General features: G+C 68.2%; 21 protein-coding genes, 6 tRNA genes and 1 pseudogene. 26 read left to right on the top strand and 2 right to left on the bottom strand.

From position 1 onward, the window contains the following. The 11 genes and pseudogenes from D7X55_RS13560 to D7X55_RS13510 all read left to right on the top strand — a co-directional run. Positions 1 to 204 (top strand): annotated as a pseudogene (locus tag D7X55_RS13560) (hypothetical protein); the annotation flags it as partial. 36 nt (positions 205 to 240) lie between these two features. After that, the gene (locus D7X55_RS13555; protein ID WP_120549153.1) at positions 241 to 963 is read left to right on the top strand and encodes a lipopolysaccharide assembly protein LapB; all 723 of its coding nucleotides are present in this window, start codon (positions 241 to 243) and stop codon (positions 961 to 963) included. Positions 964 to 1000: 37 nt separating this feature from the next. Then, entirely contained in the window at positions 1001 to 1945 is a 945-nt protein-coding gene (locus D7X55_RS13550; protein ID WP_120549152.1) for a DUF4388 domain-containing protein, read from the top strand. Positions 1946 to 1958: 13 nt separating this feature from the next. Continuing rightward, positions 1959 to 3023, top strand: a complete 1065-nt coding sequence (gene selD, locus D7X55_RS13545; RefSeq protein ID WP_121723273.1) for a selenide, water dikinase SelD — start codon at positions 1959 to 1961, stop codon at positions 3021 to 3023. 61 nt (positions 3024 to 3084) lie between these two features. Further along, positions 3085 to 3891: an N-acetylmuramoyl-L-alanine amidase gene (locus D7X55_RS13540; RefSeq protein ID WP_121723272.1), complete on the top strand. Its 807-nt coding sequence runs from the start codon at positions 3085 to 3087 to the stop codon at positions 3889 to 3891. A gap of 48 nt (positions 3892 to 3939) precedes the next feature. After that, on the top strand, positions 3940 to 4644 hold the full coding sequence (rph, locus tag D7X55_RS13535) for a ribonuclease PH (protein ID WP_014394861.1): 705 nt from the start codon (positions 3940 to 3942) through the stop codon (positions 4642 to 4644). Continuing rightward, positions 4641 to 5231 carry an RdgB/HAM1 family non-canonical purine NTP pyrophosphatase gene (rdgB, locus tag D7X55_RS13530; RefSeq protein ID WP_120549149.1) on the top strand — a complete coding sequence of 197 codons (591 nt, stop codon included), beginning with the start codon at positions 4641 to 4643 and terminating at the stop codon, positions 5229 to 5231. Before rph ends, rdgB begins: the two co-directional genes overlap by 4 nt. A 71-nt stretch (positions 5232 to 5302) precedes the next feature. Further along, positions 5303 to 5376: transfer RNA gene (locus D7X55_RS13525), tRNA-Pro, on the top strand. 42 nt (positions 5377 to 5418) lie between these two features. Next, positions 5419 to 5492, top strand: a tRNA-Arg gene (locus D7X55_RS13520). Between the two features lie 93 nt (positions 5493 to 5585). Beyond that, positions 5586 to 5659 (top strand) — tRNA-His (locus tag D7X55_RS13515). Between the two features lie 21 nt (positions 5660 to 5680). Continuing rightward, a tRNA-Arg gene (locus D7X55_RS13510) sits at positions 5681 to 5754 on the top strand. Positions 5755 to 5848: 94 nt separating this feature from the next. Here the strand turns inward: D7X55_RS13510 and bet are convergent. Continuing rightward, positions 5849 to 6952: a phage recombination protein Bet gene (gene bet / locus D7X55_RS13505; protein WP_120549148.1), complete on the bottom strand. Its 1104-nt coding sequence runs from the start codon at positions 6950 to 6952 to the stop codon at positions 5849 to 5851. Between the two features lie 333 nt (positions 6953 to 7285). Here bet and D7X55_RS13500 point away from each other — a divergent pair. The 15 genes from D7X55_RS13500 to D7X55_RS13430 all read left to right on the top strand — a co-directional run bounded on the left by D7X55_RS13500 (position 7286) and on the right by D7X55_RS13430 (position 22872). Continuing rightward, positions 7286 to 7358: transfer RNA gene (locus tag D7X55_RS13500), tRNA-Lys, on the top strand. A 132-nt stretch (positions 7359 to 7490) separates the two neighbouring features. Continuing rightward, positions 7491 to 7572: transfer RNA gene (locus D7X55_RS13495), tRNA-Leu, on the top strand. Positions 7573 to 7675: 103 nt separating this feature from the next. Further along, the gene (tig, locus tag D7X55_RS13490) at positions 7676 to 8953 is read left to right on the top strand and encodes a trigger factor (RefSeq protein ID WP_121723271.1); all 1278 of its coding nucleotides are present in this window, start codon (positions 7676 to 7678) and stop codon (positions 8951 to 8953) included. A 47-nt stretch (positions 8954 to 9000) separates the two neighbouring features. Next, on the top strand, positions 9001 to 9621 hold the full coding sequence (gene clpP, locus D7X55_RS13485; RefSeq protein ID WP_120549147.1) for an ATP-dependent Clp endopeptidase proteolytic subunit ClpP: 621 nt from the start codon (positions 9001 to 9003) through the stop codon (positions 9619 to 9621). A gap of 235 nt (positions 9622 to 9856) precedes the next feature. After that, complete coding sequence (gene clpX, locus D7X55_RS13480) at positions 9857 to 11140, top strand: ATP-dependent Clp protease ATP-binding subunit ClpX (RefSeq protein ID WP_014394869.1); 1284 nt, start codon at positions 9857 to 9859, stop codon at positions 11138 to 11140. Between the two features lie 184 nt (positions 11141 to 11324). Further along, positions 11325 to 13511, top strand: coding sequence for a prolyl oligopeptidase family protein (locus tag D7X55_RS13475; protein ID WP_233609838.1), 2187 nt, complete (start codon positions 11325 to 11327; stop codon positions 13509 to 13511). A 194-nt stretch (positions 13512 to 13705) separates the two neighbouring features. Then, positions 13706 to 16159, top strand: a complete 2454-nt coding sequence (gene lon / locus D7X55_RS13470) for an endopeptidase La (RefSeq protein WP_120549146.1) — start codon at positions 13706 to 13708, stop codon at positions 16157 to 16159. Between the two features lie 168 nt (positions 16160 to 16327). Beyond that, positions 16328 to 17989: a peptide ABC transporter substrate-binding protein gene (locus D7X55_RS13465; RefSeq protein WP_121723274.1), complete on the top strand. Its 1662-nt coding sequence runs from the start codon at positions 16328 to 16330 to the stop codon at positions 17987 to 17989. A 3-nt stretch (positions 17990 to 17992) separates the two neighbouring features. Further along, on the top strand, positions 17993 to 18877 hold the full coding sequence (locus D7X55_RS13460) for an ABC transporter permease subunit (protein ID WP_120549145.1): 885 nt from the start codon (positions 17993 to 17995) through the stop codon (positions 18875 to 18877). Continuing rightward, a complete protein-coding gene (locus tag D7X55_RS13455) occupies positions 18874 to 19686 on the top strand; it encodes an ABC transporter permease subunit (protein ID WP_121723270.1) in 813 nt (270 codons plus the stop codon). Before D7X55_RS13460 ends, D7X55_RS13455 begins: the two co-directional genes overlap by 4 nt. 65 nt (positions 19687 to 19751) lie before the next feature. Then, a complete protein-coding gene (locus D7X55_RS13450) occupies positions 19752 to 20201 on the top strand; it encodes a response regulator (RefSeq protein ID WP_120549169.1) in 450 nt (149 codons plus the stop codon). Positions 20202 to 20261: 60 nt separating this feature from the next. After that, positions 20262 to 20807 (top strand): YqgE/AlgH family protein, encoded by a 546-nt coding sequence (locus tag D7X55_RS13445; RefSeq protein WP_120549168.1) that lies wholly within the window; start codon positions 20262 to 20264, stop codon positions 20805 to 20807. Then, positions 20807 to 21064 carry a BolA family protein gene (locus D7X55_RS13440; RefSeq protein WP_120549143.1) on the top strand — a complete coding sequence of 86 codons (258 nt, stop codon included), beginning with the start codon at positions 20807 to 20809 and terminating at the stop codon, positions 21062 to 21064. Before D7X55_RS13445 ends, D7X55_RS13440 begins: the two co-directional genes overlap by 1 nt. A gap of 17 nt (positions 21065 to 21081) precedes the next feature. Then, a complete protein-coding gene (grxD, locus tag D7X55_RS13435; RefSeq protein ID WP_120549142.1) occupies positions 21082 to 21402 on the top strand; it encodes a Grx4 family monothiol glutaredoxin in 321 nt (106 codons plus the stop codon). Positions 21403 to 21495: 93 nt separating this feature from the next. Then, on the top strand, positions 21496 to 22872 hold the full coding sequence (locus D7X55_RS13430; RefSeq protein WP_121723269.1) for a DUF2914 domain-containing protein: 1377 nt from the start codon (positions 21496 to 21498) through the stop codon (positions 22870 to 22872). Here the strand turns inward: D7X55_RS13430 and D7X55_RS13425 are convergent. Further along, positions 22853 to 23053: 16S rRNA (uracil(1498)-N(3))-methyltransferase (locus D7X55_RS13425; RefSeq protein WP_147470100.1), on the bottom strand; the 201-nt coding region annotated here is incomplete at its 5' end. The two genes, D7X55_RS13430 and D7X55_RS13425, sit on opposite strands and share 20 nt — an antisense overlap.

Genomic DNA, 23053 nt, shown 5'->3' with positions numbered 1-23053 from the left:
TGGGAGGAAATGGCCCCCTTGAGCAAGCGGCGGCTGACGGTCCAGGCCTGGTACGCGCGCCTGGAGCGGGACGACGTGACGGTGACGGAACACTACCGGGTGGAGGGAGACCTTCCGGCGCGGCCGGTCGACACGCGGGGGGAGCGTCCGTTATTGCTGGTGCGCGAGGGCGATCAATTCTTGTTTTCGCCCGGGCTCATGTAGGCTACCCGAGGAGGCAGGGCCCGCGCGGGCCGAGTCATGGACGAAGCCCTCAAGCAGCTACTGACCCTCGGGCGCGGCTCCTTCGAGAAGAAGCAGTACGCCCAGGCCGAGCAGTTCTTGACGAAGGTGGTCGAGCAGAATCCGACCTTCGCCGACGTCTACAACATGCTCGGCATCATCTACCACGACCAGGGCCAGTTCGCCCGGGCGCAGCGGGCCTTTGAGTCCGCGCTGCGGCTCAACCCCGCGTACACCGAGGCCGCGCTCAACCTGGCGGTCATCTACAACGACATGGGGAAGTACGCGGAGGCGAAGGAGGTCTACCAGGCCGCCTTGTCCCGCCAGAAGGGCTCCCCCGGCGAGCTGGACCCGTACGTCATGAAGAAGGTGGCCAACATGTACGCCGACATCGGCGACGTGTTCGCCTCCAGCGGCGTCTGGCAGAAGGCCATTGAAGAGTACCGCCGCGCGCTGGCGCACTTCCCGGAGTTCGTGGACATCCGCCTCAAGCTGGGCAACGCCCTGCGCGACGCGGGCGACAACGCGGCGGCCCTGGCGGAATACGAACAGGTCATCGCGCAGAATCCGTCGTACATTCCTGGACGGATCAACTACGGAATCGCCCTGTACTCGGCGGGACGCCGTGACGAGGCGGTGAAGGTCTGGGAAGACGTGCTCGTGCGCAGCCCCGGCAACAAGAGCGCGCAGATGTACCTCAACCTGGTGAAGGACCCGGGGAAGGCGGAAGTGACGGGTTGAGCACCATGGCAACTTCCATCATCGAGGTCGCGGCACCGTGAGCACTCCTGGCGGTACGGCGAAGTCCTTTGCCCTCAAGTTCATCTCCGGGAAGTACCAGGGCGGTGAGTTCCCGCTGAAGGCCAACAAGCAGATCGTCGTCGGACGGTCGAGCGAGTTGGACATGGTGCTGGTGGAGGACATGGTCTCGCGCAAGCACGCGAAGATCCTGTTCTCCGACGGAGCCATCACCATCGAGGACCTGGGGTCCACCAACGGCACCTTCGTCAACGGCGAGAAGGTCAAGCAGGCCAAGCTGAAGGAGGGGGACCGCATCCTCATCGGGACCTCCATCCTCAAGCTGGTGCACCAGGGCGCGGAGAGCGCCCCCGTGGACGAAAGCGTCGTGAAGCAGAAGCTGGAGGAGGCCGCCGCCGCCCAGGCCGCGCGCACCACCAAGGCCAGCTCCATGACGGGGAAGATTGAAGAGATTCCCCTCCCGGACCTGCTCCAGCTCTTCCACACGTCCAAGAAGAACGGCGTGCTCGTGGTGAACAACGCCCACGAGGGCCGCATCTACCTGCGCCAGGGCCGCGTGTACTACGCGGTCATCGACGACAACCACAACCTGGGCCCGCAGAAGAGCTTCAACCGCATCGTCACCTGGGAAGAGGGTGACTTCGAGCTGCGCCCGGCGGACACGCAGGAGTTCATGGTGGAACTGGACTCCTCCACCGAAGCGCTCCTGATGGACGCCCTCAGGCAGCTGGACGAGTTCAAGCGCCTGCAGCCGAACCTGCCGCCCATGGCCACGGCGCTGCGCCTCGCGCAGCCCCTGACGGCGCCGTTGAAGGAACTGACGCCGGAGCTGCTGGACGTGCTGCAGCTGGTGCACAACCACGGGTCGCTGGGCGGCGTGCTGGACCACTCGGACGGCGACGACGTGCTCACCGCCGAGTCGGTGGTGCAGCTCATGAAGCGCGACTACGTGCGCGCGGAGTAGGGCGGGGAACATCATGGCGGGTGCGAAGCCGGCGGCGCCGAAGAAGCGCCTCACGGAGATGAGCCACTGCGCGGGCTGCGCGGCGAAGCTCAAGGCGGGGGACCTGGCCACGGTCCTGGGCGGGCTCAAGGGGGCGGCGTCCCACCCCCGGGCCCTGGTGGGCTTCAACACCAATGACGACGCCGCCGTGTACCAGGTGGCGCCGGGCATGGCCGTGGTGGAGACGGTGGACTTCTTCCCGCCGCTCGTGGACGACCCGTTCCAGTTCGGCGCCATCGCCGCGGCCAACGCGCTGTCGGACATCTGGGCCATGGGCGCGAAGCCGCTGTTCGCGCTCAACCTGGTGTGCTTCCCGGACGAGCTGCCGCTCAAGACGCTGCAGAAGATTCTGGCGGGCGGCCAGTCCAAGGCGGACGAGGCGGGCATCCCCATCCTGGGCGGCCACAGCATCCGCGACCCGGAGCCCAAGTTCGGCATGGCCGTCACCGGCGTGGTGCACCCGAAGAAGGTGCTCACCAACGCGGGCGCGAAGCCGGGGGACGTGCTGCTGCTCACCAAGCCCGTGGGCACGGGCATCGCCGCCACCGCCATCAAGCGGGGCCTTGCGTCCAAGCAGCTCACCAGGCGCGTGACGGCGCAGATGGCCACGCTCAACAAGGCGGCGGGAGAGGTCTTCGCGTCGGGCGCCTTCAAGGTGCACGCGCTCACGGACGTGACGGGCTTTGGCCTCTTGGGCCACCTCCTGGAGATGATGAACGGCGCGAAGACGCGCGCGGCCATCGACCTGGAGCGCATCCCGCTCATCGCGGAGGTGCCCGCGCTGGCGGAGGCCGGCGTGATTCCGGGCGGCACGAAGACGAACCTCGCCCACGTGAAGAAGCAGGTGACGTTCCCGGAGGGGCTGCCGGAGCACATCCAGTGGCTGCTCGCGGACGCGCAGACCAACGGCGGCCTGTTGGCCAGCGTGCCCGCGCGCCACGCGCTCAAGGCCATCCAGGCCCTGGAGAAGGCGGGCGTGGACGCGGCCCTCATCGGCGAAGTGCAAGCGGGCCGCCCCGGCATCGACGTCATCGGCTGAAGCACGAGCGCCGGGCCCGGATTTCGCCTCCGGGCCGGGCCTCCGCTAAGATCCGGCGCGAATGTCGCCGCGCCGCTTCCCCCTCTGGCTCCCCCTGCTCGCGTGCCTCCTGCCGGCCCTCGCCGGGGCGGGGGAGCGCGGCGCGCGCATCGTCATCGACCCGGGACATGGCGGGGCGAAGGAGGGCGCGAAGGGGCCCGGCGAGCTCTGGGAGAAGGAGATCGCGCTCCAGATTGCCCAGCGCCTGCGGGAGAAGCTGGAGGCCGCGGGCAGCGAGGTGTTCCTCACGCGCGAGCACGACACGCTGATGGCGCTGTCGGAGCGGGTGGAGTTCTCCAACGTCCAGCGGCCGGACCTCTTCCTCTCCATCCACGCCAACTCCATGCCCACGAAGCGCCTGCGCGAGCGCACCGAGGGCATCGAGACGTACTTCCTCTCCGCCAACGCCTCCGGCGAAGCGGCGCGAGCGGTGGCGGACCGCGAGAACGCGGAGGCCCCCACGGCCCGCTCCGCGCGCGGGCACTCCACGCTGGCCTTCATCCTGGACGACCTGGCGCGCACGGAGGCGCACTCGGACGCGTCCCGGCTGGCCTACGCCATCCACCCGCGCCTGGTGTCCAGGAGCGGCGCCACGGACCGGGGCGTGCAGCAGGCGCCCTTCTTCGTCCTCACGGGCGTGGAGGCGCCGGCGGTGCTGATTGAAGTGGGCTTCATCTCCCACCCGCAGGAGGGGGCGAAGCTGGGCCGCGCGGCGTACCAGGAGACCCTGGCGGAGGCCATCGCGGACGGGGTGCAGGCCTTCCTGCGGGAGACGCGCAAGCGGGACTCGTCGCCCTCGCAACCGGTGGCTGGATCCACCGCGCCCTGATAAAGCGTGGGGGCTTTACCCGTCCCCTCCTGTCAGGAGCCTTCCCTCGTGCGTTCCTTCAACCGTGGTGCGCTGGACCTCCGGCCTGTCACCCTCACGCCCAACGTCAACCGCTACGCGGAGGGCTCCGTCCAGGTGGAGTTCGGTCACACCAAGGTGCTCGTCACCTGTTCGGTGGAGGACCGCGTCCCGCCGCACCTGATGGGCAAGGGCTCAGGCTGGGTGACGGCCGAGTACGGCATGCTCCCGCGCGCCACGCACACCCGCGGCTCCCGTGAAGCCGCCAAGGGCAAGCAGTCCGGCCGCACCATGGAGATCCAGCGCCTCATCGGCCGGGCCCTGCGCGCGTCCGTGGACCTGCAGGCGCTGGGCGTGCGCACCTTCACGCTGGACTGTGACGTCATCCAGGCGGACGGCGGCACGCGCACCGCGTCCATCACCGGCGCGTACGTGGCGCTGGTGCTGGCCATGCGCTCGCTCAACAAGCCGGGCATCCTGAAGGGCCTCACCCCGCTCGCGGCCGTCTCCGTGGGCGTGGTGAACGGCGAGGTGCGCGTGGACCTGGACTACGACGAGGACTCCACCGCGGAGGTGGACCTGAACCTCGTGGCCACGGGCGACGGCCGCATCGTGGAGGTGCAGGGCACCGCCGAGCACAAGCTCTTCGACCGCAAGTCGATGGACGCGATGCTGGACGGAGGCCTGGCCGCCATCCAGCAGCTCGCCGCCGCGCAGGCGAAGGTGCTGGGATGAAGCCGAAGCTGCTCTTCGCCACCGGCAACGCCGGCAAGGTGCGCGAATTGCGCCTGCTCGTGGGCGACGCCGTGGAGGTGGTGTCCCTCAAGGACCTGCCGCCCGTGCCGGAGCCCGTGGAGGACGCCGCCACCTTCGAGGACAACGCGGTGAAGAAGGCCCGCGAGTACTCCCTGGCCACGGGGCTGCCCGCGCTGGCGGACGACTCCGGGCTGTGCGTGGACGCGCTGGGCGGGCGGCCCGGCGTGCTCTCCGCGCGCTACGCGCCGGGGAGCGACAAGGACCGGTACGAGAAGCTCCTCGCGGACCTGGCGGACGTGCCGGATGACCAGCGCACCGCGTCCTTCCGCTGCGCGCTGGCGCTGGTGACGGGCAAGGGGGACGCCCCCCGGGTGGAGGTGGGCCGCTGCGAGGGCGTCATCCTGCGCGCGCCGAAGGGGACCCACGGCTTCGGCTACGACCCCGTGTTCCAGGTGGACGGGGAGGGCGGCCGCTCCATGGCGGAGCTCACTCCGGAGGAGAAGTCCCGGGTGTCTCACCGGGCCCGGGCCTTCCAGTTGATGCGCCGGCATCTGTTGGCGCTCTGACCGGCCGGGCGGGCGTCAGGAAGAGCAGGCTTGCGCGTCCGTCCGCGTTAGGCGAAGAATGCAGCACTTCTCGGGGCGTAGCGCAGCCTGGTAGCGCACCTGCCTTGGGCGCAGGGGGTCGGAGGTTCAAATCCTCTCGCCCCGACTTGAAGTGCCGTGATGTTGCCGCAGTGTTGTTGGCCGACCAGCTCCAGTAGCTCAGCTGGATAGAGCACCGACCTTCTAAGTCGGGGGTCGCAGGTTCGAGCCCTGCCTGGGGCGCAAATCTGCTGGCAGATGGTTTTGGCCTTGAATGGCTCTGGTTTCCACGGTAGGAGACCGCCGCCTTTCAAAGCCGTGACGTGTGAAGTGACGGCGAATGTAGCTCAACTGGTTAGAGCGCCGGACTGTGACTCCGGAGGTTGCCGGTTCGATCCCGGTCATTCGCCCTTCTTCTCCCGCTTCGCCCCGCGCCTATAGCTCAACTGGATAGAGCATCGGCCTTCGAAGCCGAGGGTTGGGGGTTCAAGTCCCTCTGGGCGCAACCCTTTCCCAGCCCCTTCCTGGCCTGAAAAGCGAAACGCCCGCGCCCCTCTTCCGGGACGCGGGCGTTGTTCATTTCGTGCCCCGCCGGGACTTCAGGCCTCCGGGTTCGCGGCGCCGTTCTTCGCCGTGGGCACCTGGCAGCGCAGCTCCGTCTCCGCCTCCAGCGCGGTGAGGTTCTCGCGCATGGCCTTCGCCCACTTGGCCCGGGGCTGCTCCATCAGCTTTTCGTGCGCCAGGTCGATGGTCTCGCTCAGCTCGTCGTCGGACAGCTCGGACGTCGTCTTGCCCTTGTGCGGGCCGAACGCCACCACCACCGCGCTCGCCTTGGGACGCTCGGGCGTCTGGGCCACGGGCACCGCCGCCACCGTCTTGGCTGGCGCCAGCGGCAGGTCCACGTCCAGCCGCGCCTCCTCCTTCTCCGGAGTCCGCTCTGGAGTCCGCGCCGTCTCCACCGCCTTGGGGGTCTCCGCCGCGACAGGCGCCGGAGCCAGGGTGGGGAAGGACGCCTTCACCGGGCCCGGCTTGGAGCCCAGCACCTCGTAGGAACCGGACGCGGGCGCCGGCTCGTCGTGGTGCGCGTCGTACTCCTCGGCCGGCATCTCCTCGCGCACGTACAGTCCGCCGAAGGCCTCCGGGTACGCCTTGCGCAGCGCCGCCACGCGCGCGCACTTCTCAATCATCGTCGTGGGAATCTTGGCCCACAGCGGCGTCTGCTGGACGTAGCCGGAGAAGTCCAGCCAGACGACCACGGGCAGCTTCCCCTCGCGCACCACGCGCGACCAGGCACCCACCAGGGCGCCCTTGCGCTTGGCCGGGTTGAAGCGGTGCACCACCTCGCCCTTGCCCTGGTCCACGACGATCTCGTCCTCGGCGAACACCGCGCTCGCCTGGATGCCCTTGAAGTCCGGAAAGCGCTCCGCCCGGGCGAGCATGCCCGCCTCCGACGGCTGGAACTCGTACTTCGTCACCCAGTTGGGCCGCTCGCGGTTGCCGATGTTCTGGCGGCGCGCCACGCAGAACGCTTCCTTGAGGAGCGGATCCAACCCGCTGCGCTTGCACTGCTCGATGAAGAGGGCGAACTCGTCCTCGCTGATTCCCCGCGGGCAGATGGTCCGCTTCACCAGGTCCACCCGCTCCCGGTTCCAGGCCGCGCCCTGCGGCGACGTCGTTCCGTCCGCCTTCACATTCGCATCCATCACTGTGTCTCCAGCACCGCTCGAAAAGGCGGACGACCCTCGCCCGCCCACATGGTTGCCCGGGAGCACGGCGCAGGGACTGTGGGGCAGGGGCCCGGAAGGGCACCTGCTACAGACCTGCAGCGCGAACCGCGGCGTGGATCAACATGCGAGCCGGGCAGACCCTTCGCATCGCTTCCCGGTGCCGGGGACGGTCGGCCGCACGCCCGGCATCCGGTTCCAGCGGGGAGAATGTGAGGGGTGTGCAAAAACGTTTTGACAGGACAGGCGGCGACCGGTATTCACCGCGCCACCTCGGACGTCGCGCAGCCAACGCGGCAGACGAACCAAGCCGGGAGCGTAGCTCAATTGGCAGAGCAATGGACTCTTAATCCATAGGTTGTGGGTTCGATTCCCTCCGCTCTCACTCGCAGGGCCCCTTCTGGAAACGGAAGGGGCCCTGTGTCTTTTCCGGCGCTCCCTCACGGGGAGGTCCGCGCGGGAAAGCCCCTGTCGTCCACGGACGTTTCGGAGTAGGACGGCGGTCGCGCGACGCGTCGGGCGGGTGGCGAAACTGGTAGACGCGCCAGACTTAGGATCTGGTACCGCAAGGTGTGAGGGTTCGAGTCCCTCCTCGCCCATTTCGCGTTGACCCGTTCGTGCCTATCCCCTAAAGCCGCACGTCCCACTTTCCGGTTGCCGCCCCGGGACGTACTGCCCGTGGAGGCGGCGAGCGAGGCCCGCATGAAGGTCCAGGTCGAAGAGCTCTCTCCCATCGAGAAGAAGCTCTCCATCGAGGTCGACAACGCCCGCGTCGTTGAGGAGCTCAACCGCGCGTACGCCGCGCTCAGCGGCCAGGTGAAGATGCCCGGCTTCCGTCAGGGCAAGGTTCCCCGCCGCATCCTCGAGCAGAAGTACCGCGAGCAGGTGGAGGACGACGTCATCCAGCGCGTCGTGCAGCGCGCCTACCTGGACGCCGTGCGCGAGCACAAGGTGGAGGCCGTTGCCTCTCCCCAGGTGACCAACTCCGGCCTCAAGCCCGGCGCCCCCTTCAACTTCGAGGCGCGCGTCGAGGTGAAGCCGAAGGTGGAGGCCAAGGACTTCGAGGGCCTGTCCCTGACGAAGGTGGACACCGCCGTCCCCGACGACGCGGTGAACCAGCAGATTGAGCAGATGCGCCAGAACATGGGCCGCATCGAGCCCGTCACCGACCGCGACACCGCCGCCCAGGGTGATCAGGTCACCATCGACTTCGAGGCGAAGGTGGACGGCAATGCGTTCCCCGGCAGCAAGGCGGACGGCATTGGCGTGCGCGTGCAGGACGGCGACCTCATCCAGGGCAACATCCCGCAGCTGGCGGGCGTGAAGGTCGGCGAGTCCAAGGACGTGGAGTACACGTTCGCGCAGGACTACCAGGCCGAAGAGGTCCGCGGGAAGACGGCCGTCTTCCACATCACCGTCAAGGAGCTGAAGAAGCCGGTGGTGCCGGAGCTCAACGACGACTTCGCCAAGGAGACCGGCGTCGCGCAGACGGTGGACGAGCTGCGCGCCAAGGTGCGCTCGGACCTGGAGAAGGCCAAGAAGAACCAGGCCACCGTGGACGAGCGCGACGGGCTCATCAAGGCGCTGCTGGAGAAGAACCCGTTCGACGTGCCCCGCGCCATGGTGGAGCGCGCCATCGACTCCATGATGGAGGGCGCCTTCCGCCAGATGCAGCGCCAGGGCATCGACCCGCGCCAGCTGGGCCTGGACTTCAACCGCCTGCGCGACGAGATGCGGGAGAAGGCCACCCTGGAGGTGAAGGGCACGCTCCTGTTTGAAGCCATCGCCCAGCAGCAGAACATCCAGGCGTCCGACGAGGACGTGGAGAAGCGCATCGAGGACCTGGCCATCGAGGCCAACCAGCCGGTCGCCCAGGTGAAGAAGTACTTCAAGGGCCCGGACGAGCGCCTTGGGTTGTCTCTGCGACTTCGCGAGGAAAAGACGATTGAATTCCTCAAGGGCCGGGCGAAGTATTCTTGAGGCTTTTCCTTCAAGGCACCTGAGACCCTTCTAGAGGTTCATCCGACATGCCCTTCATGCCCGTCCCCTACGTCATCGAGCAGACCCACCGGGGTGAGCGCTCGTACGACATCTACAGCCGGCTCCTGAAGGACCGCATCGTCATGCTGGGAACGGAGATCGACGATGACGTGGCCAACGCCATCGTCGCCCAGCTCCTGTTCCTGGAGTCCGAGGACCCGGACAAGGACATCAACCTCTACATCAACTCGCCCGGCGGGTCGGTGACGGCCGGTCTGGCCATCTACGACACGATGCAGTACGTCAAGGCGCCCGTCTCCACCATCTGCGTGGGGCAGGCGGCCTCCATGGGCGCCGTGCTGCTGCTCGCCGGCGCGAAGGGCAAGCGCTACTCGCTGCCCTCCAGCCGCATCATGATCCACCAGCCGCTCGGCGGCGCGCGTGGCCAGGCGACGGACATCGAAATCCAGGCCCGCGAAATCCTCCGCATGAAGGCCAAGCTCAACGAGCTCATCGTCAAGCACACCGGCCAGACGATCGAGCGCGTGGAGAAGGACACGGACCGCGACTACTTCATGGGCGCGACGGAGGCGAAGGCGTACGGCATCATCGACTCCATCCAGGACCCGCGGAAGGTCGTGGGTGTGAAGCCGGAAGAGAAGAAGTAGACACACCGACATCCGCAAAGGGCCGGGGTGTCAACCACCCGGCCGGCGGCCGGGGGTGCTGGGAATCTCTCCCGCGCCTCCGGCCTTCTCGTTTCTCCCGTCACCGGCATTTTCCCCTTGTTAAGTACCCGGAAGGTGCGTGGACGTTCCAGATGGGGGCTGACTAGATTGGACGCAGGGGCAGGGGACCGGACGCGAAGCGGGTTGGGGCCTTTCAGGCGCAGCGAGGGATTTCATGGCGGGTAAGAACGTGGAGAAGCGAGACAACCAGACCCTCTGCTGCTCCTTCTGCGGCAAGTCGCAGAAGGAGGTGAAGAAGCTCATCGCGGGCCCGACGGTCTACATCTGCGACGAGTGCATCGGGCTGTGCAACGACATCATCGCGGAGGAGATCGACCGCGAGGAGACCAAGGACACCAAGCTGCGCATCCCCCGGCCCTCTGAAATCAAGGCCGTGCTGGACGAGTACGTGGTGGGCCAGGAGCGCGCGAAGAAGACGCTCTCCGTGGCGGTGCACAACCACTACAAGCGCATCGAGTCCAAGGTCGCCATGGACGACGTGGAGCTGCAGAAGAGCAACATCCTGCTGCTCGGCCCCACGGGCTCCGGCAAGACGCTGCTCGCGCAGACCCTGGCGCGCATCCTCAACGTCCCCTTCACCATCGCGGACGCCACGTGCCTCACGGAGGCCGGCTACGTCGGTGAGGACGTGGAGAACATCATCGTCAACCTGCTGCAGGCCGCGGACCACGACATCGAGCGCGCGCAGCGGGGCATCGTCTACATCGACGAAATCGACAAGATCGCCCGCAAGTCGGAGAACCCCTCCATCACCCGCGACGTGAGCGGCGAGGGCGTGCAGCAGGCGCTCCTGAAGATCATCGAAGGCACGGTGGCCAACGTCCCGCCCAAGGGTGGCCGCAAGCACCCGCAGCAGGAGTTCCTGCAGGTGGACACCACCAACATCCTCTTCATCTGCGGCGGCGCGTTCGGCGGCCTGGAGCAGGTGATTGAGCGGCGCCTGGGCGGCCGCAGCCTGGGCTTCGGCGCGGAGATCCAGTCGCGCAAGCAGCGCAACTTGAGTGAGCTGCTCAAGCACGTGGAGCCGGAGGACCTGCTCAAGTTCGGCATGATTCCGGAGTTCATCGGCCGTCTGCCTATCATCACCGCGCTGGAGGAGCTGGACGAAGGCGCGCTCGTGAACATCCTGGGCGAGCCCAAGAACGCGCTCACCAAGCAGTACCGCAAGCTCTTCGAGCTGGACGGCGTGTCGCTGAAGTTCACCGACGGGGCCCTGAAGGCCATCGCGTCGGAGGCCATCCGCCGCAAGGCGGGCGCTCGCGGCCTGCGCTCCATCCTGGAGACGGCCATGCTGGACGTGATGTACGAAATCCCGTCCCGCAAGACGGCCCGCGAGGTGCTCATCTCCGAGGAGGTCATCCTCAAGAAGAGCGAGCCCGTCGTCCTGCACTCGCAGGACAACAAGGAGACTCCGGAGCCGAAGAAGGAATCGGCTTAAGCGGCATCATCCTCCAGGGGCTCGCAAGGGCCTGACGGGGATGACGGGGCGCGTCACGGTCATGGGACCGGGACGCGCCCTTCGTCTTTCCCAGGGGGCATCCAGGCGTGGCGCGGCCCACGCTTTTTTGCGGGCCGGGGCGGGGGGCTTCTTGTATCTGCTGTACCCCATGAGAAAGCTCCTCATGCCTGCCCTGCTGTCGCTCGTGGCGTGCACCTCCGCGAAGGAAGCCACGCGTGACGAAGCCCCCGCCGCGTCCCCAGCGACGCAGAGCGCTCCGGCCCAGGAGGGCCCTTCCCGCATGGCCTACCCGGCGACCCGTTCCGACGCGGTGATGGACACGCTGCATGGACAGCAGGTGGCGGACCCGTACCGCTGGCTGGAGGACGAGAAGGCCCCGGAGGTCCAGGCCTGGATGAAGGCGCAGGACGGCTTCGCCCGCGCCGCGCTGGAGAAGCTGCCGGGCCGCGCCGCGCTGGAGAAGCGCTTCACGGAGCTGTTCTACGTGGACTCCGTGACGGCGCCGTTCCGCCGGGGCAACCGCTTCTTCTACATGCGGACCCACAAGGACAAGGAGAAGGCCATCGTCTACTGGAAGGACGGCGAGTCCGGACAGGAGAAGGTGCTGCTGGACCCCAACGCCATGAGCAAGGACGCCCCGGTGTCCCTGGGCCGCTGGGTGCCGTCGTGGGACGGCAAGCGCGTGGCCTTCGCGGTGCGCCCCAACGCCGCGGACGAGGCCACCCTGCACGTCATCGACGTGGACACCGGTGAGTGGTCCAAGGTCGACGTGATCGAGGGCGCGAAGTACGCCAACACGAACTGGACCCCGGACGGCAAGGGCTTCTACTACGAGTGGCTGCCCACGGACGCCTCCATCCCGGTGGACGCGCGCCCGGGCTACACCGAGCTCAAGTTCCACAAGCTGGGCGAGGACCCGAAGAAGGACGTCGTGGTGCACGAGCGCACCGGCGACCCGACGACGTTCCTCCAGGGCGACCTGTCGCGCGACGGCAAGTACCTCTTCGCCTCCATCCTGCGCGGCTGGAGCGAGAACGACGTCTACTGGAAGCACCCGGCGGACAAGGACTGGCGGCTGCTCGTGAAGGGCAAGGGCGCCAAGTACACCGTGCTCGCGTGGAAGGACCGCTTCTACGTCGTCACCGACGAGGGCGCCCCGCGCCAGCGCATCTTCGCCGTGGACCCCAGGAAGGCGGACCGGGCGAACTGGAAGGAGCTGGTGCCGGAGGACCCCAAGGCCACGCTGGAGAGCGTGTCGCTGGTGGGCGGCCACCTGGCGCTGGAGTACCTCAAGGACGTGACGACGGAGCTGCGTATCACCACGCTGGAGGGCAAGCCGGTGCGCACCGTGCAGCTGCCCGGCGTGGGCGCCGCCAGCAACCTGACGGGCCTGGAGGACCAGGACGACGCGTACTTCTCCTACAGCTCCTTCACCACGCCCCGGCAGGTGTACCGGACGTCCGTGAAGAGCGGGAAGGTGGACCTGTGGGCGAAGGTGGAGGTGCCCATGGACCCGGACGCGTACACCACGGAGCAGGTCTTCTTCACGTCGAAGGACGGCACGAAGGTGCCCATGTTCCTCGTCCACAAGAAGGGCCTGAAGAAGGACGGCAACGCGCCCACGCTGCTGTACGGCTATGGCGGCTTCCTCGTCAGCATGCAGCCCTCCTTCCGCGCCAGCATCCTGCCGTGGCTGGACGCGGGCGGCGTCTACGCGGTGGCCAACCTGCGCGGCGGCGGTGAGTACGGCACCGCGTGGCACGAGGCGGGCCGGGGCGCGAACAAGCAGAACGTCTTCGACGACTTCGCGGGCGCGGCCGAGTACCTGGCGAAGGAGAAGTACACGCAGGCCAAGAAGCTGGCCATCTACGGCGGCAGCAACGGCGGCCTGCTGGTGGGCGCGGCCATGACGCAGCGCCCGGAGCTGTACGGCGCGGTGGTGTGCGGGGTGCCGCTCCTGGACATGGTGCGCTTCCACCTGTTCGGCAGCGGGCGGACCTGGGTGCCGGAGTACGGGTCGGCGGAGGACGCTGGTCAGTTCAAGACCCTGTACGCCTATTCGCCCTACCACCACGTGAAGCAGGACGTGCGGTACCCGGCGCTCCTGATGATGAGCTCGGACCACGACGACCGCGTGGACCCCATGCACGCGCGCAAGTTCGTGGCGGCGGTGCAGAACGCGAAGGGCAATTCCGCGCCCACGCTGCTACGCATCGAGGCGAACGCGGGTCACGGAGGGGCGGACCAGGTGGCCAAGGCCATCGAGTCCAGCGTGGACATGTATGCCTTCCTCTTCCAGGCGCTGGATGTCGCCCGGCCGGATGCCGGGGTAGCGGCCGAGAGCCGCTAGAATGGCGGGAGGACACACCCCTGCCTCTCGGTGTTCCCTTGAAGGCAGGGGGCGGACCCCTCATCTTGAGCGGGGAACGGGTCCTGCGACCGGCGTGTTATAGAGCAGCGTTTCACCCTGCATGCGCGCCAGGCGGGCATGTGGGCAACTCTTGAAGGGCTTGCCTGTTTGGCAGGCCAGCGGGTGGCGGATACATGTTCTTCGGACGTGACGACAAGAAGGAAGCCCAGAAGCGGGGACTCACCATCCCGCTCTTGCCCCTTCGGGACATCATCGTGTTCCCGCACATGGTGGTTCCGCTGTTCGTCGGCCGGGAGAAGTCCATCGCGGCCTTGAAGGACGCGATGGCCCACAAGGGGCCGGATGACAAGGCAGTCATCCTGCTGGCCGCCCAGAAGAAGGCCAAGACGAACGACCCCTCGCCCGACGACATCTTCCACTTCGGCACCATCGGCCACCTCATCCAGCTCCTCCCGCTGCCCGACGGCACGATGAAGGTCCTGGTGGAGGGCGTGCGCCGCGCCAAGGTGAAGAAGTTCCACCCCAACGACTCGTTCTTCATGGTCGAGGTGGATGAAGTCGAGGAGACGCTGGAGAAGAGCGTGGAGCTGGAGGCGCTGGTGCGCTCCGTCCACTCCGTCTTCGAAGCCTTCGTGAAGCTCAACAAGCGCATCCCGCCGGAGATGCTGATGCAGGTCGCCAGCATCGACGACCCGGCGCGCCTGGCGGACACCATCGTCGCGCACCTGTCGTTGAAGCTGAACGACAAGCAGGCGCTGCTCGAGACGGAGTCTCCGGCCAAGCGCCTGGAGAAGCTCTACGAGCTGATGCAGGGTGAGATCGAAATCCTCCAGGTGGAGAAGAAGATCCGCACGCGCGTCAAGAAGCAGATGGAGAAGACCCAGAAGGAGTACTACCTGAATGAGCAGATGCAGGCCATTCAGAAGGAACTGGGTGAGCGCGACGAGTTCAAGAACGAGATCCAGGAGATTGAAGAGAAGCTGAAGAACAAGCGGATGAGCAAGGAGGCCACGCTCAAGGTCAAGAAGGAGCTGAAGAAGCTCCGGATGATGAGCCCGATGAGCGCCGAGGCCACGGTCGTCCGCAACTACATCGACTGGATCATCAGCCTGCCCTGGTACGACGAGACCCAGGACCGGCTGGACGTCACCGAAGCGGAGCGGGTGCTCAACGAGGACCACTACGGCCTGAAGAAGCCGAAGGAGCGCATCCTCGAGTACCTGGCCGTGCAGCAGCTGGTGAAGAAGTTGAAGGGCCCCGTGCTGTGCTTCGTCGGTCCTCCGGGCGTGGGCAAGACGTCGCTCGCGCGCAGCATCGCGCGGGCCACGGGCCGCAAGTTCGTGCGCCTGTCCCTGGGCGGCGTGCGTGACGAGGCCGAAATCCGCGGCCACCGCCGCACGTACATCGGCGCGATGCCGGGCAAGCTCATCCAGTCCCTGAAGAAGGCGGGCAGCAACAACCCCGTGTTCCTCCTGGACGAGATCGACAAGATGTCCACGGACTTCCGTGGCGACCCGAGCGCGGCGCTGCTGGAGGTGCTGGACCCGGAGCAGAACCACAACTTCAATGACCACTACCTGGACCTCGACTACGACCTGTCCAAGGTGATGTTCATCTGCACCGCGAACACGATGCACAACATCCCCGGTCCGCTGCAGGACCGCATGGAGGTCATCCGCATCGCGGGCTACACGGAGCCGGAGAAGCTCTCCATCGCGCGGCGCTACCTGATTCCGAAGGAGCAGGAGGCCAACGGCCTCGCGGACCTGAAGATCGACATCACCAACGACGCGCTGAAGACCATCGTGCACCGGTACACGCGCGAGTCGGGTGTGCGCTCGCTGGAGCGTGAGATTGGCGGCGTGTTCCGCAAGATTGCCCGCGACGTGCTGAAGAACGGCAAGCGGGACCTCATCGAGGTGGACCGCAAGCAGGCGATGAAGTTCCTGGGCACGCCCCGCTTCCGCTACGGCGTGGCGGAGCGCGAGGACCAGGTGGGCATCGTCACGGGTCTCGCCTGGACGGAGCTGGGTGGCGAAATCCTCACCACGGAAGCCACGTCCATGCCGGGCAAGGGCAAGCTCATCATCACCGGCAAGCTGGGTGAGGTGATGCAGGAGTCCGCCCAGGCCGCCATGTCCTACGTGCGCAGCCGCGCGGAGCGCTTCGGCATCGACCGCAAGGTGTTCGAGAACTACGACATCCACGTCCACCTGCCGGAGGGCGCGATTCCCAAGGACGGTCCGTCCGCGGGCGTCACCATGGCCACGGCGCTGGTGAGCGCGCTGACGCGCGTGCCGGTCCGCAAGGACGTGGCGATGACGGGTGAAATCACGCTGCGCGGCCGCGTGCTGCCCATCGGCGGTCTGAAGGAGAAGACGCTGGCGGCGCACCGGGCGGGCATCAAGACGGTCCTGATTCCGAAGGCGAACAAGAAGGACCTGAAGGACATCCCGCTGAAGATCCGCAAGGCGCTGCGCATCGTCCCGGTGGAGTTCGTGGACGACGTGCTGCGTGAGGCGCTCGTGCTGGAGAAGCCGGAGGAGTTCGGCCGCAAGGGCGCCGGGGACAACCTGAAGCCGGGGCTGTCCGTGACGGAAGCGGTGTCCACGCCCTCGCAGGCCTGAAGTTGAGCTTCCGGCCCCTTGAGGGGGCCGGGCAGTGACGAAGCCAGGATGCCGGCCGACCAGGAGTCGCCGGTCTCCTGGCTTCTCTCTTTTTTGCGCGCGGGTCGGGGTACAACGCGGGGAGTGGCCCCCCGCGCGCGAATTTTGTCCTACTCCCTGGTGCTGGTGATGGCCGCGGCCTGCGGGCCGTGCGGCTTCCAGCCCGAGCCGGGCGTGAAGGTGGTGGTGCCGGCGATGCCCACCACGCTCGACTGGAGCCATTCGGATCCACAGAGCTGGGTGAACTACCCGGTGATGCTGGCCACGCAGAAGGGGCTCACCACGCTGGGGGCGGACCACTCGGCGCAGCCGGGCCTGGCGGAGCGGTGGGAGCGCGAGACGGACGCGGCCGGGCATGAGGTCTACACGTTCCACCTCAAGTCCGGCGTGACGTGGTCGGACGGTTCTCCCGTCACGGCGCGCGACTTCGTCTTCGGTTGGCACCGGGCGCTCCTGGGCCGCGAGCGCGGCGAGATGGCGGACCTGGAGGGCGCGGAGGCGGTGCTCGCGCTGCTGGAGCGCGGGGCTCCGGAGGCGGAGGTGAAGGGTGCGCTGTCCAGGGTTGGAGTGGAGGCGGTGGATGCCCGGACGCTGCGGGTGACGCTTGCCCGGCCCCGGAGCTACTTCCTGGCGCGGCTCGCGAACGTGTACCTGTTCTTTCCCGCGCCTTCGGCGGACCTGGAGGGGAAGCCGGACGAGGCGGTGCGCGACTACTTCGACCGGCCTCGCGACGGGCGTCCGCTGGCGGTGGGGCCCTATCGCGTCGAGCGGTGGGACCGCGCGGGTGAGCGCGTCCGGCTGGTCTACAACCCGCGCAGCGCGTTTCCGCCGCCGCTGGGACCGGGTGAGACGCCGGCGCCGGTGCTGACGCTGATGAAGTCGGAGATCGGCCCGGCGCTGTACGAGCGGGGCCGGGTGGACTTCGTGTTCGTGGACAGCGCGGCGGCGCTGCGTGGGATGCGGGCCGCGGACCTGAAGCGCGAGCCGCTGTTGTCCACGTACTTCCTGGCCTTCAACACGGAGCGCCCGCCGTTGGACCGGCCGGAGGTGCGCCAAGCGCTGGCGCGGGCGTTGGACCGGGAGGCGCTGCTCGCGGGGCTCTTGCCCGCCGCGCGTGCGACGAACGTGTTGCTGCCTCCGGAGCTTCCGGAGGCGGCGACGCCGGAGCAGGCGGCGCGGCTGCCTCGCTACGAGCCGGAGCGGGCGAAGGCGGAGCTGGCGGGGGCGAAGGGGTTGGACCGGCCGCTGCGGCTGGTGGTGAAGGCGGGGGATTCGTTCGTGCCAGAGGAGGCGCTGGCGGAGCGCATCGCCGCGCAGCTGGCGAAGGTGGGCGTGCGGGTGGTGGTGGATTCGCGGTCGGACTACTCCGCGGAGGTGGCGCGCAGGACGCCGCAGGGGCCTCGTGCGTATGACCTGTACCTGCGGCGGTTGGGCGCGGACTACGCGCACCCGAACACGTTCTTCACGCTGTTCGAACGGCAGGGCAACCACCAGACGGGCTGGGAGACGCAGGACGGCGGCGAGCCGATGCGCCGCTTCGAGCAGCTGCTGGAGGAGGCGGACGGCGACCCGGACCCCGTGCACGCGCGCGAGCTGTACGCGAAGGCGCAGGAGGTGCTGGTGGGGGAGCAGGCCGTCATCGCGCCGCTGTACCACCCGGACCGCTACTTCCGCGCGCGGGCCCGGCTGCACGGCCTGGACGTGGATCCGTTCAACTTCCTCGCGCTGCGCGCGCTGCGACTGGGGCCGGATGAGTCGGCCTCGGCTCGCGCGGAAGGGCAGGGGCCCTAGCGCATGCGCCTCATCGCGACGCGCCTCGTGCGCCAGCTTGTGCTCGTGCCGGTGGTGGCGGTGGCCTCGTACTTCCTCATGGCCGCGCTGCCGCTCACCACGGAGAGCGACAACAAGCGTCAGGTGTCTCCGGAGCTGGCGGCTTCGTACCAGCGGGACCTGGGCATCGGTGAACCGCTCGGGTTCCTTCGGCCTTGGGAGAAGCTGTTCGCCGGAGAGCGCCTGGGCACCAGTGCTCAGGGCATCACCGGGGATGAGCTGCTGCAGAAACTCTCCGGCAGCGTGGGCGTGGGGCTCGTCGCGCTTCCTCTCGCGCTGGCCTGGGCCGTGGGCTTCGCGCTCCTTCGCACCCGGTGGCGGCGGGGCCGCTTCGCCGTGCTCGGGGACGTGCTCCCGGCCATCGCCTTCGGGACGCCCGTGTTCATCCCCGCGCTGCTGCTGGCTCCGGCCGTGGTGGAGCGCGGACACCTGCTGCCGGAGCTTTGCGCGGCCGTGGTCATCGCCATCTGGCCGGGGACCTTCCTGGGCACGCTCGTGGGCGATGCCCTGGAGACCGAGCTGTCCCGCGACTACGTGCGCACCGCGCTCAGCAAGGGCCTGGACCCTGGCACCGTGCTGCGCCGCCATGTGCTTCCCAACGTGTGGCCCGCGCTCCTGGATGCCGTGACTCCCGTCGCCACGGCCCTGCTCGCGGGTTCGTTCGCCGCGGAGCGCGTCTTCGGGTTGCCCTACTTCGGCCAGCTCTACGTGCTCGCCGTGCTCAACAAGCAGGTCGCCGTCGTCGTCGTGTCCACCACCACCTTCGCCACCGTGCTCGTCGTCGTGAGCCTCACCGTGGAGCTCTTGCGCATGCTCGTGGATCCGCGCGCCCGGGAGGCCCGCGCTTGAGCCGCGTTCCCCTGCGCGCCTGGGTGGGGCTGGTCCTGCTCGTGGGCCTGGGCCTCTTGAGCCTCGTGGCCGGACGCCTGTTCCCCGATGCTCTTGCGCGGACCTGTCCGCTTGGCTGGGACCTCAACCGCCCGGACCGGAGCGTGTGCGAGCTGGCCTTCGGTGGCCTGTGGGTGTCCCTGGCCGTGGGGCTCGCGGCCGGTGCGCTGTCCACCGTGGTGGGGCTGGCCGTCGCGGCGCTCGCGCGGCTGTCCGGCGGCGTGACGGAGCAGGTGATCCTGCGCGCCGTGGATGCCGTGTTCGCGCTGCCCGACGTGCTCGTGGTGATGGTGCTCCAGCTCGCCGGCCAGTCCCTCATGGACGCGGGCATGGGCGGCGGCCTGGGGCCCTTTGGTTTGATGGTGACGTCGCTGGCCCTGGTGGGCTGGGCCGGCCCCGCGCGCATGTTCCGAGACCGCCTGGCCACGCTGGAGGGCCAGGAGTACGTGGCCGCCGCTCGCGCCCTGGGCGGTGGCGGGGTGCACATCCTGCGCGTGCACCTGTGGCCGCTGTTGCGCCCCTTCGTGCTCGCCGTATTCCTCAGCCGCCTGCCGAACGCCATCCTCACCGAGTCCACGGTGAGCTTCTTCGGCATCGCCCGCATGGAGCCCATGTCCCTGGGCCGCTACCTGGGGACCTCCTACGCCGCGCTCATCTACGAGGGCGGCGGCCGCGTGGTGATTCCCGCCTGGGGACTGCTCGTGCTGCTGGTGCTCGGCGCCTCGCTTGCCTCACAGGCACTGGGGGGAGGTCGCCGTCGCCAAGTGTGAGGAATGCCGCACATTGGGGAGAAGGTTTCACTCGAACGGAAACCCTTTGCCCTCAGGTGAACACCATGTCGCTCCCGACGGAAGAAATCCCCCTCTCGCCTGCCCGTGATGAGCGTCCGCGTGACGACGGTCTGCGCAAGGAGATGGTCCGCGGCGCGGTGCTGGTGGTGGAAGACGACGCCGCGCACCGCGAGCTCCTGGTGGAGCTGGTGAGCACCTGGGGCTACGACGCCATGCCCGTGGGCAGCGCGGAGGAGGCCGAGTTCGCCGTGCGCAACAAGCGCATGGACGCCGCCATCGTGGACGTGTTCCTGCCCGGCAGGAGCGGCACCACCCTCATGTCCAAGCTGCGCGAGAAGTTCCCGCAGGCCGTGCTCATTGGCGTCAGCGCCATGAGCGACGCGGCCACCGCGCGCAAGTGCAAGGGCCTGGGCGCGGACCTCTTCATCGGCAAGCCGTTGGATCCGGAGAAGCTGGCCAAGGCGCTGAAGTCCAAGCACCAGAGCTGGCACTGAGTGCGGCAGGGGAGCGGGTTCCGGTTGCACACCCCCGCCGGACACCCGATGCTCCCTGGCGTGAAGAACCTTGCCTCCGGCTTCCTGCTGGCCATGCCCCAGCTTGGAGACCCGAACTTCTACCGGTCGGTCATCCTGATGATCGAACACGGGGAGACGGGCTCCATGGGGCTCGTCGTGAACCGGGGAGCGCCCCTGACGCTCGGTGAGCTGGCGCGCGGTCAGTCGATGGACATCTCGACGGACCGCGTGTCGCAGCCGGTGTTCGTGGGCGGCCCGGTGGAACCTCAGCGGGGCTTCGTCCTGCACGACGATGACTCCGTCGCGGAGAAGCACACCGTCCTGCCCGGCCTCTACCTGAGCGTCACCCTGGACGCGCTGGGGCCCCTGTTGCAACGGACGAACCCGCGCGTGCGCTTCTGCCTGGGGTACGCGGGCTGGGGGCCCAAGCAGCTGGAGAGCGAAATCGCCGCGGGCTCGTGGCTGTACGCGGACGCCACCGCGGACGCGGTGCTGGGGCAGGACCCGGCGAAGTTGTGGGATGCCACCCTGCGCGGGCTGGGCGTGGACCCGGCCATGCTGGTGATGGGAAAGGGGATGAACTGATGCTCGACGCAGAGACGCTTCGCCGTTACCTCCTGGACGCCCTGCCGGGCTCGGAGGTGGAGTTGAACGACACCACGGGGACGGGAGACCACTTCGAGGCGCGCGTCGTCTCCCCCGCCTTCACCGGCAAGACGATGGTGGAGCAGCACCAGCTGGTGTACGCGCCGCTGCAGCCGTGGCTGAAGTCCGGCGAGCTGCACGCGCTGGCGCTCAAGACCTATTCGCCCGAGCAGTGGAAGAAGCTCGGGAACCGCTGAAGAAGGAGCAACGACTCATGGATCCGACCCTCAAGGCCCAGTTCGACGAGACGGTGAAGACGCACCCCATCGTCCTCTTCATGAAGGGCAACGCCCTGTTCCCCCAGTGCGGCTTCTCCGCGCGCGCCCTGCAGCTGTTGCAGCAGACGGGCACCCCGGTGCACACGGTGGACGTGCTGGCGGACCCCAACGTGCGCCAGGGCATCAAGGACTACTCCAACTGGCCCACGATTCCGCAGATCTACATCCACGGGAAGTTCGTGGGCGGGTCGGACATCCTGATGGAGCTGGCCGAGCGCGGCGAGCTGCAGGACCTGGTCGCCGCCGGCGGCAAGTAGGCGCTTCCAGAGGGAGCGGGGCCGGGGGGAAGACCCGGGCCCCGTCCCCCGCGTAGACTGGGCGGCGGTCGCCAAGAGGGGTTGAAAGCCGCCGTGCTCACCGTCACACCGCCTGAGTCGAAGCCGCAGGACGCGTCCAACGAAGTGCCCGGCGTGCCGGTCGAGGGCGGACTGCCGCCTCCCGGCGCGAACGTCGCGGTCGCCACGCCCGGCGCCGCGGTCGTGGATCCGGACGACCTGGTCAGCACGGAGAAGACGCCCACGCTGGTGGACCGCGTGCAGGCGTTCCGCGCGAGGTACGAGAAGCAGGAGATGGCCCTCTTCTTCTTCGCGGGCTTTCTCTACGACGTCCTCACGCTGAGCCCCGTCGACGACGCGCTCACGGGGGTCCAGAACTTCGTCTACCTGGCCATCCTCGCGGGCCTGCTCGTGCTGGAGCAGCGCTACCCGGAAGGCGCGGAGCCGCCGAAGCTGCTGGCGAAGGTGTGGCGCTTCCGCGAGGACGCGCTGCACTTCTTCCTGGGCAGCCTGCTGAGCGCGTTCACGCTGTTCCTCTTCAAGAGCTCGTCGGGTTTCACGCCGCTGCTGTTCATGGCGGGCATGTTCGGCCTGCTGGTGGCCAATGAGCTGCCGCGCTTCCGGCAGCTGGGCCCCGTCATCCGCGTGGCCGTCTTCAGCCTGTGCGTGACGCTGTACTTCGCGTCGCTGCTGCCGGTGCTCTTCGGACGGGTGGGGTGGTGGATCTTCACGCTGTCCGTCGTGCTGGGGTGTGGGAGCATTTATGGGCTGCTTCGCGTGCTCAAGCGGTGGCGGCCGGATGAGAAGGCGCTGCTGCGCACGGTGGCGATTCCCGGCTTCGGCGCGCAGGCGATGCTGCTCGCGTGCTACTTCCTGGGCGTGATTCCGCCGGTGCCCCTGGCGGTGCAGTACAGCGGCATCTACCACCAGGTGAAGCGCGTCTCCCCGGGCGTGTATCACCTGACGTCGGAGGCGCAGCCCTGGTGGAAGGTCTGGACGGCGTTCCACCACGGCGACCAGGACTTCATGGTCCGGCCCGGCGAGCAGCCGGTGTACTTCTTCCGCATCTTCGCGCCCAAGGGCTTCGAGCCGTATCGCGTGCGCGTGCGCTGGTTCCATGACCACCCGGAGAAGGGCTGGACGGCGCTGGGCAAGGGCTTCCTGGCCAGCGTGAGCAGCAATGGCTCCGAGGGCGGCTACCGCTACTACGCGCAGCCGGGCACCACGCCCAAGCCGGGCGACTGGCGCGTCGTGCTGGAGACGGAGGACGGGCATGAAATCAACCGCCTGAGCTTCACCGTCACCGAGGACACGCGCACCGAGCCTCGCGAGGAGAAGGTGGACGTGTCCGTGCTCAAGGTCACCAAGCCGCTGCCGCTGGAGGACTGGCAGAAGCTCCAGCCTCCTGCTCCGGTGCCAGCCCCGGCGGCTGCTACGGCGCCGGCGCCTTGAGCAGCGTCACCTGACCCAGCAGCACCGGCACCGCCGTCTCCACGCGCAGGATGCGGGGGCCCAGTGAGAAGGGCTGGAAGGCGTGCGCCTCCAGCAGCTGGGCCTCGAAGGGCACCCAGCCGCCGTCCGGACCGATGGCGAGCACCACCCTCGTGGCGCTCGCGATGTCCCCGGCCTGGAG

Source organism: Corallococcus sp. AB049A (assembly GCF_003668885.1).
Taxonomy (GTDB): domain Bacteria; phylum Myxococcota; class Myxococcia; order Myxococcales; family Myxococcaceae; genus Corallococcus; species Corallococcus interemptor.
Note: the sequence above shows the minus strand (reverse complement) of the source record. Positions and strands in the feature narration are given on the sequence as shown.

Bases quoted from the DNA above. Each gene is read 5' to 3' on its own strand.
- selD (WP_121723273.1), top strand. From the start codon at position 1,959: ATGGCGGGTGCGAAGCCGGCGGCGCCGAAGAAGCGCCTCACGGAGATG.
- D7X55_RS13450 (WP_120549169.1), top strand. From the start codon at position 19,752: ATGTCGCTCCCGACGGAAGAAATCCCCCTCTCGCCTGCCCGTGATGAG.
- D7X55_RS13440 (WP_120549143.1), top strand. From the start codon at position 20,807: ATGCTCGACGCAGAGACGCTTCGCCGTTACCTCCTGGACGCCCTGCCG.
- grxD (WP_120549142.1), top strand. From the start codon at position 21,082: ATGGATCCGACCCTCAAGGCCCAGTTCGACGAGACGGTGAAGACGCAC.
- D7X55_RS13540 (WP_121723272.1), top strand. From the start codon at position 3,085: ATGTCGCCGCGCCGCTTCCCCCTCTGGCTCCCCCTGCTCGCGTGCCTC.
- rdgB (WP_120549149.1), top strand. From the start codon at position 4,641: ATGAAGCCGAAGCTGCTCTTCGCCACCGGCAACGCCGGCAAGGTGCGC.
- bet (WP_120549148.1), bottom strand. From the start codon at position 6,952: ATGGATGCGAATGTGAAGGCGGACGGAACGACGTCGCCGCAGGGCGCG.
- D7X55_RS13555 (WP_120549153.1), top strand. From the start codon at position 241: ATGGACGAAGCCCTCAAGCAGCTACTGACCCTCGGGCGCGGCTCCTTC.
- D7X55_RS13460 (WP_120549145.1), top strand. From the start codon at position 17,993: ATGCGCCTCATCGCGACGCGCCTCGTGCGCCAGCTTGTGCTCGTGCCG.
- D7X55_RS13465 (WP_121723274.1), top strand. From the start codon at position 16,328: ATGGCCGCGGCCTGCGGGCCGTGCGGCTTCCAGCCCGAGCCGGGCGTG.
- clpP (WP_120549147.1), top strand. From the start codon at position 9,001: ATGCCCTTCATGCCCGTCCCCTACGTCATCGAGCAGACCCACCGGGGT.
- D7X55_RS13475 (WP_233609838.1), top strand. From the start codon at position 11,325: ATGCCTGCCCTGCTGTCGCTCGTGGCGTGCACCTCCGCGAAGGAAGCC.
- lon (WP_120549146.1), top strand. From the start codon at position 13,706: ATGTTCTTCGGACGTGACGACAAGAAGGAAGCCCAGAAGCGGGGACTC.
- tig (WP_121723271.1), top strand. From the start codon at position 7,676: ATGAAGGTCCAGGTCGAAGAGCTCTCTCCCATCGAGAAGAAGCTCTCC.
- clpX (WP_014394869.1), top strand. From the start codon at position 9,857: ATGGCGGGTAAGAACGTGGAGAAGCGAGACAACCAGACCCTCTGCTGC.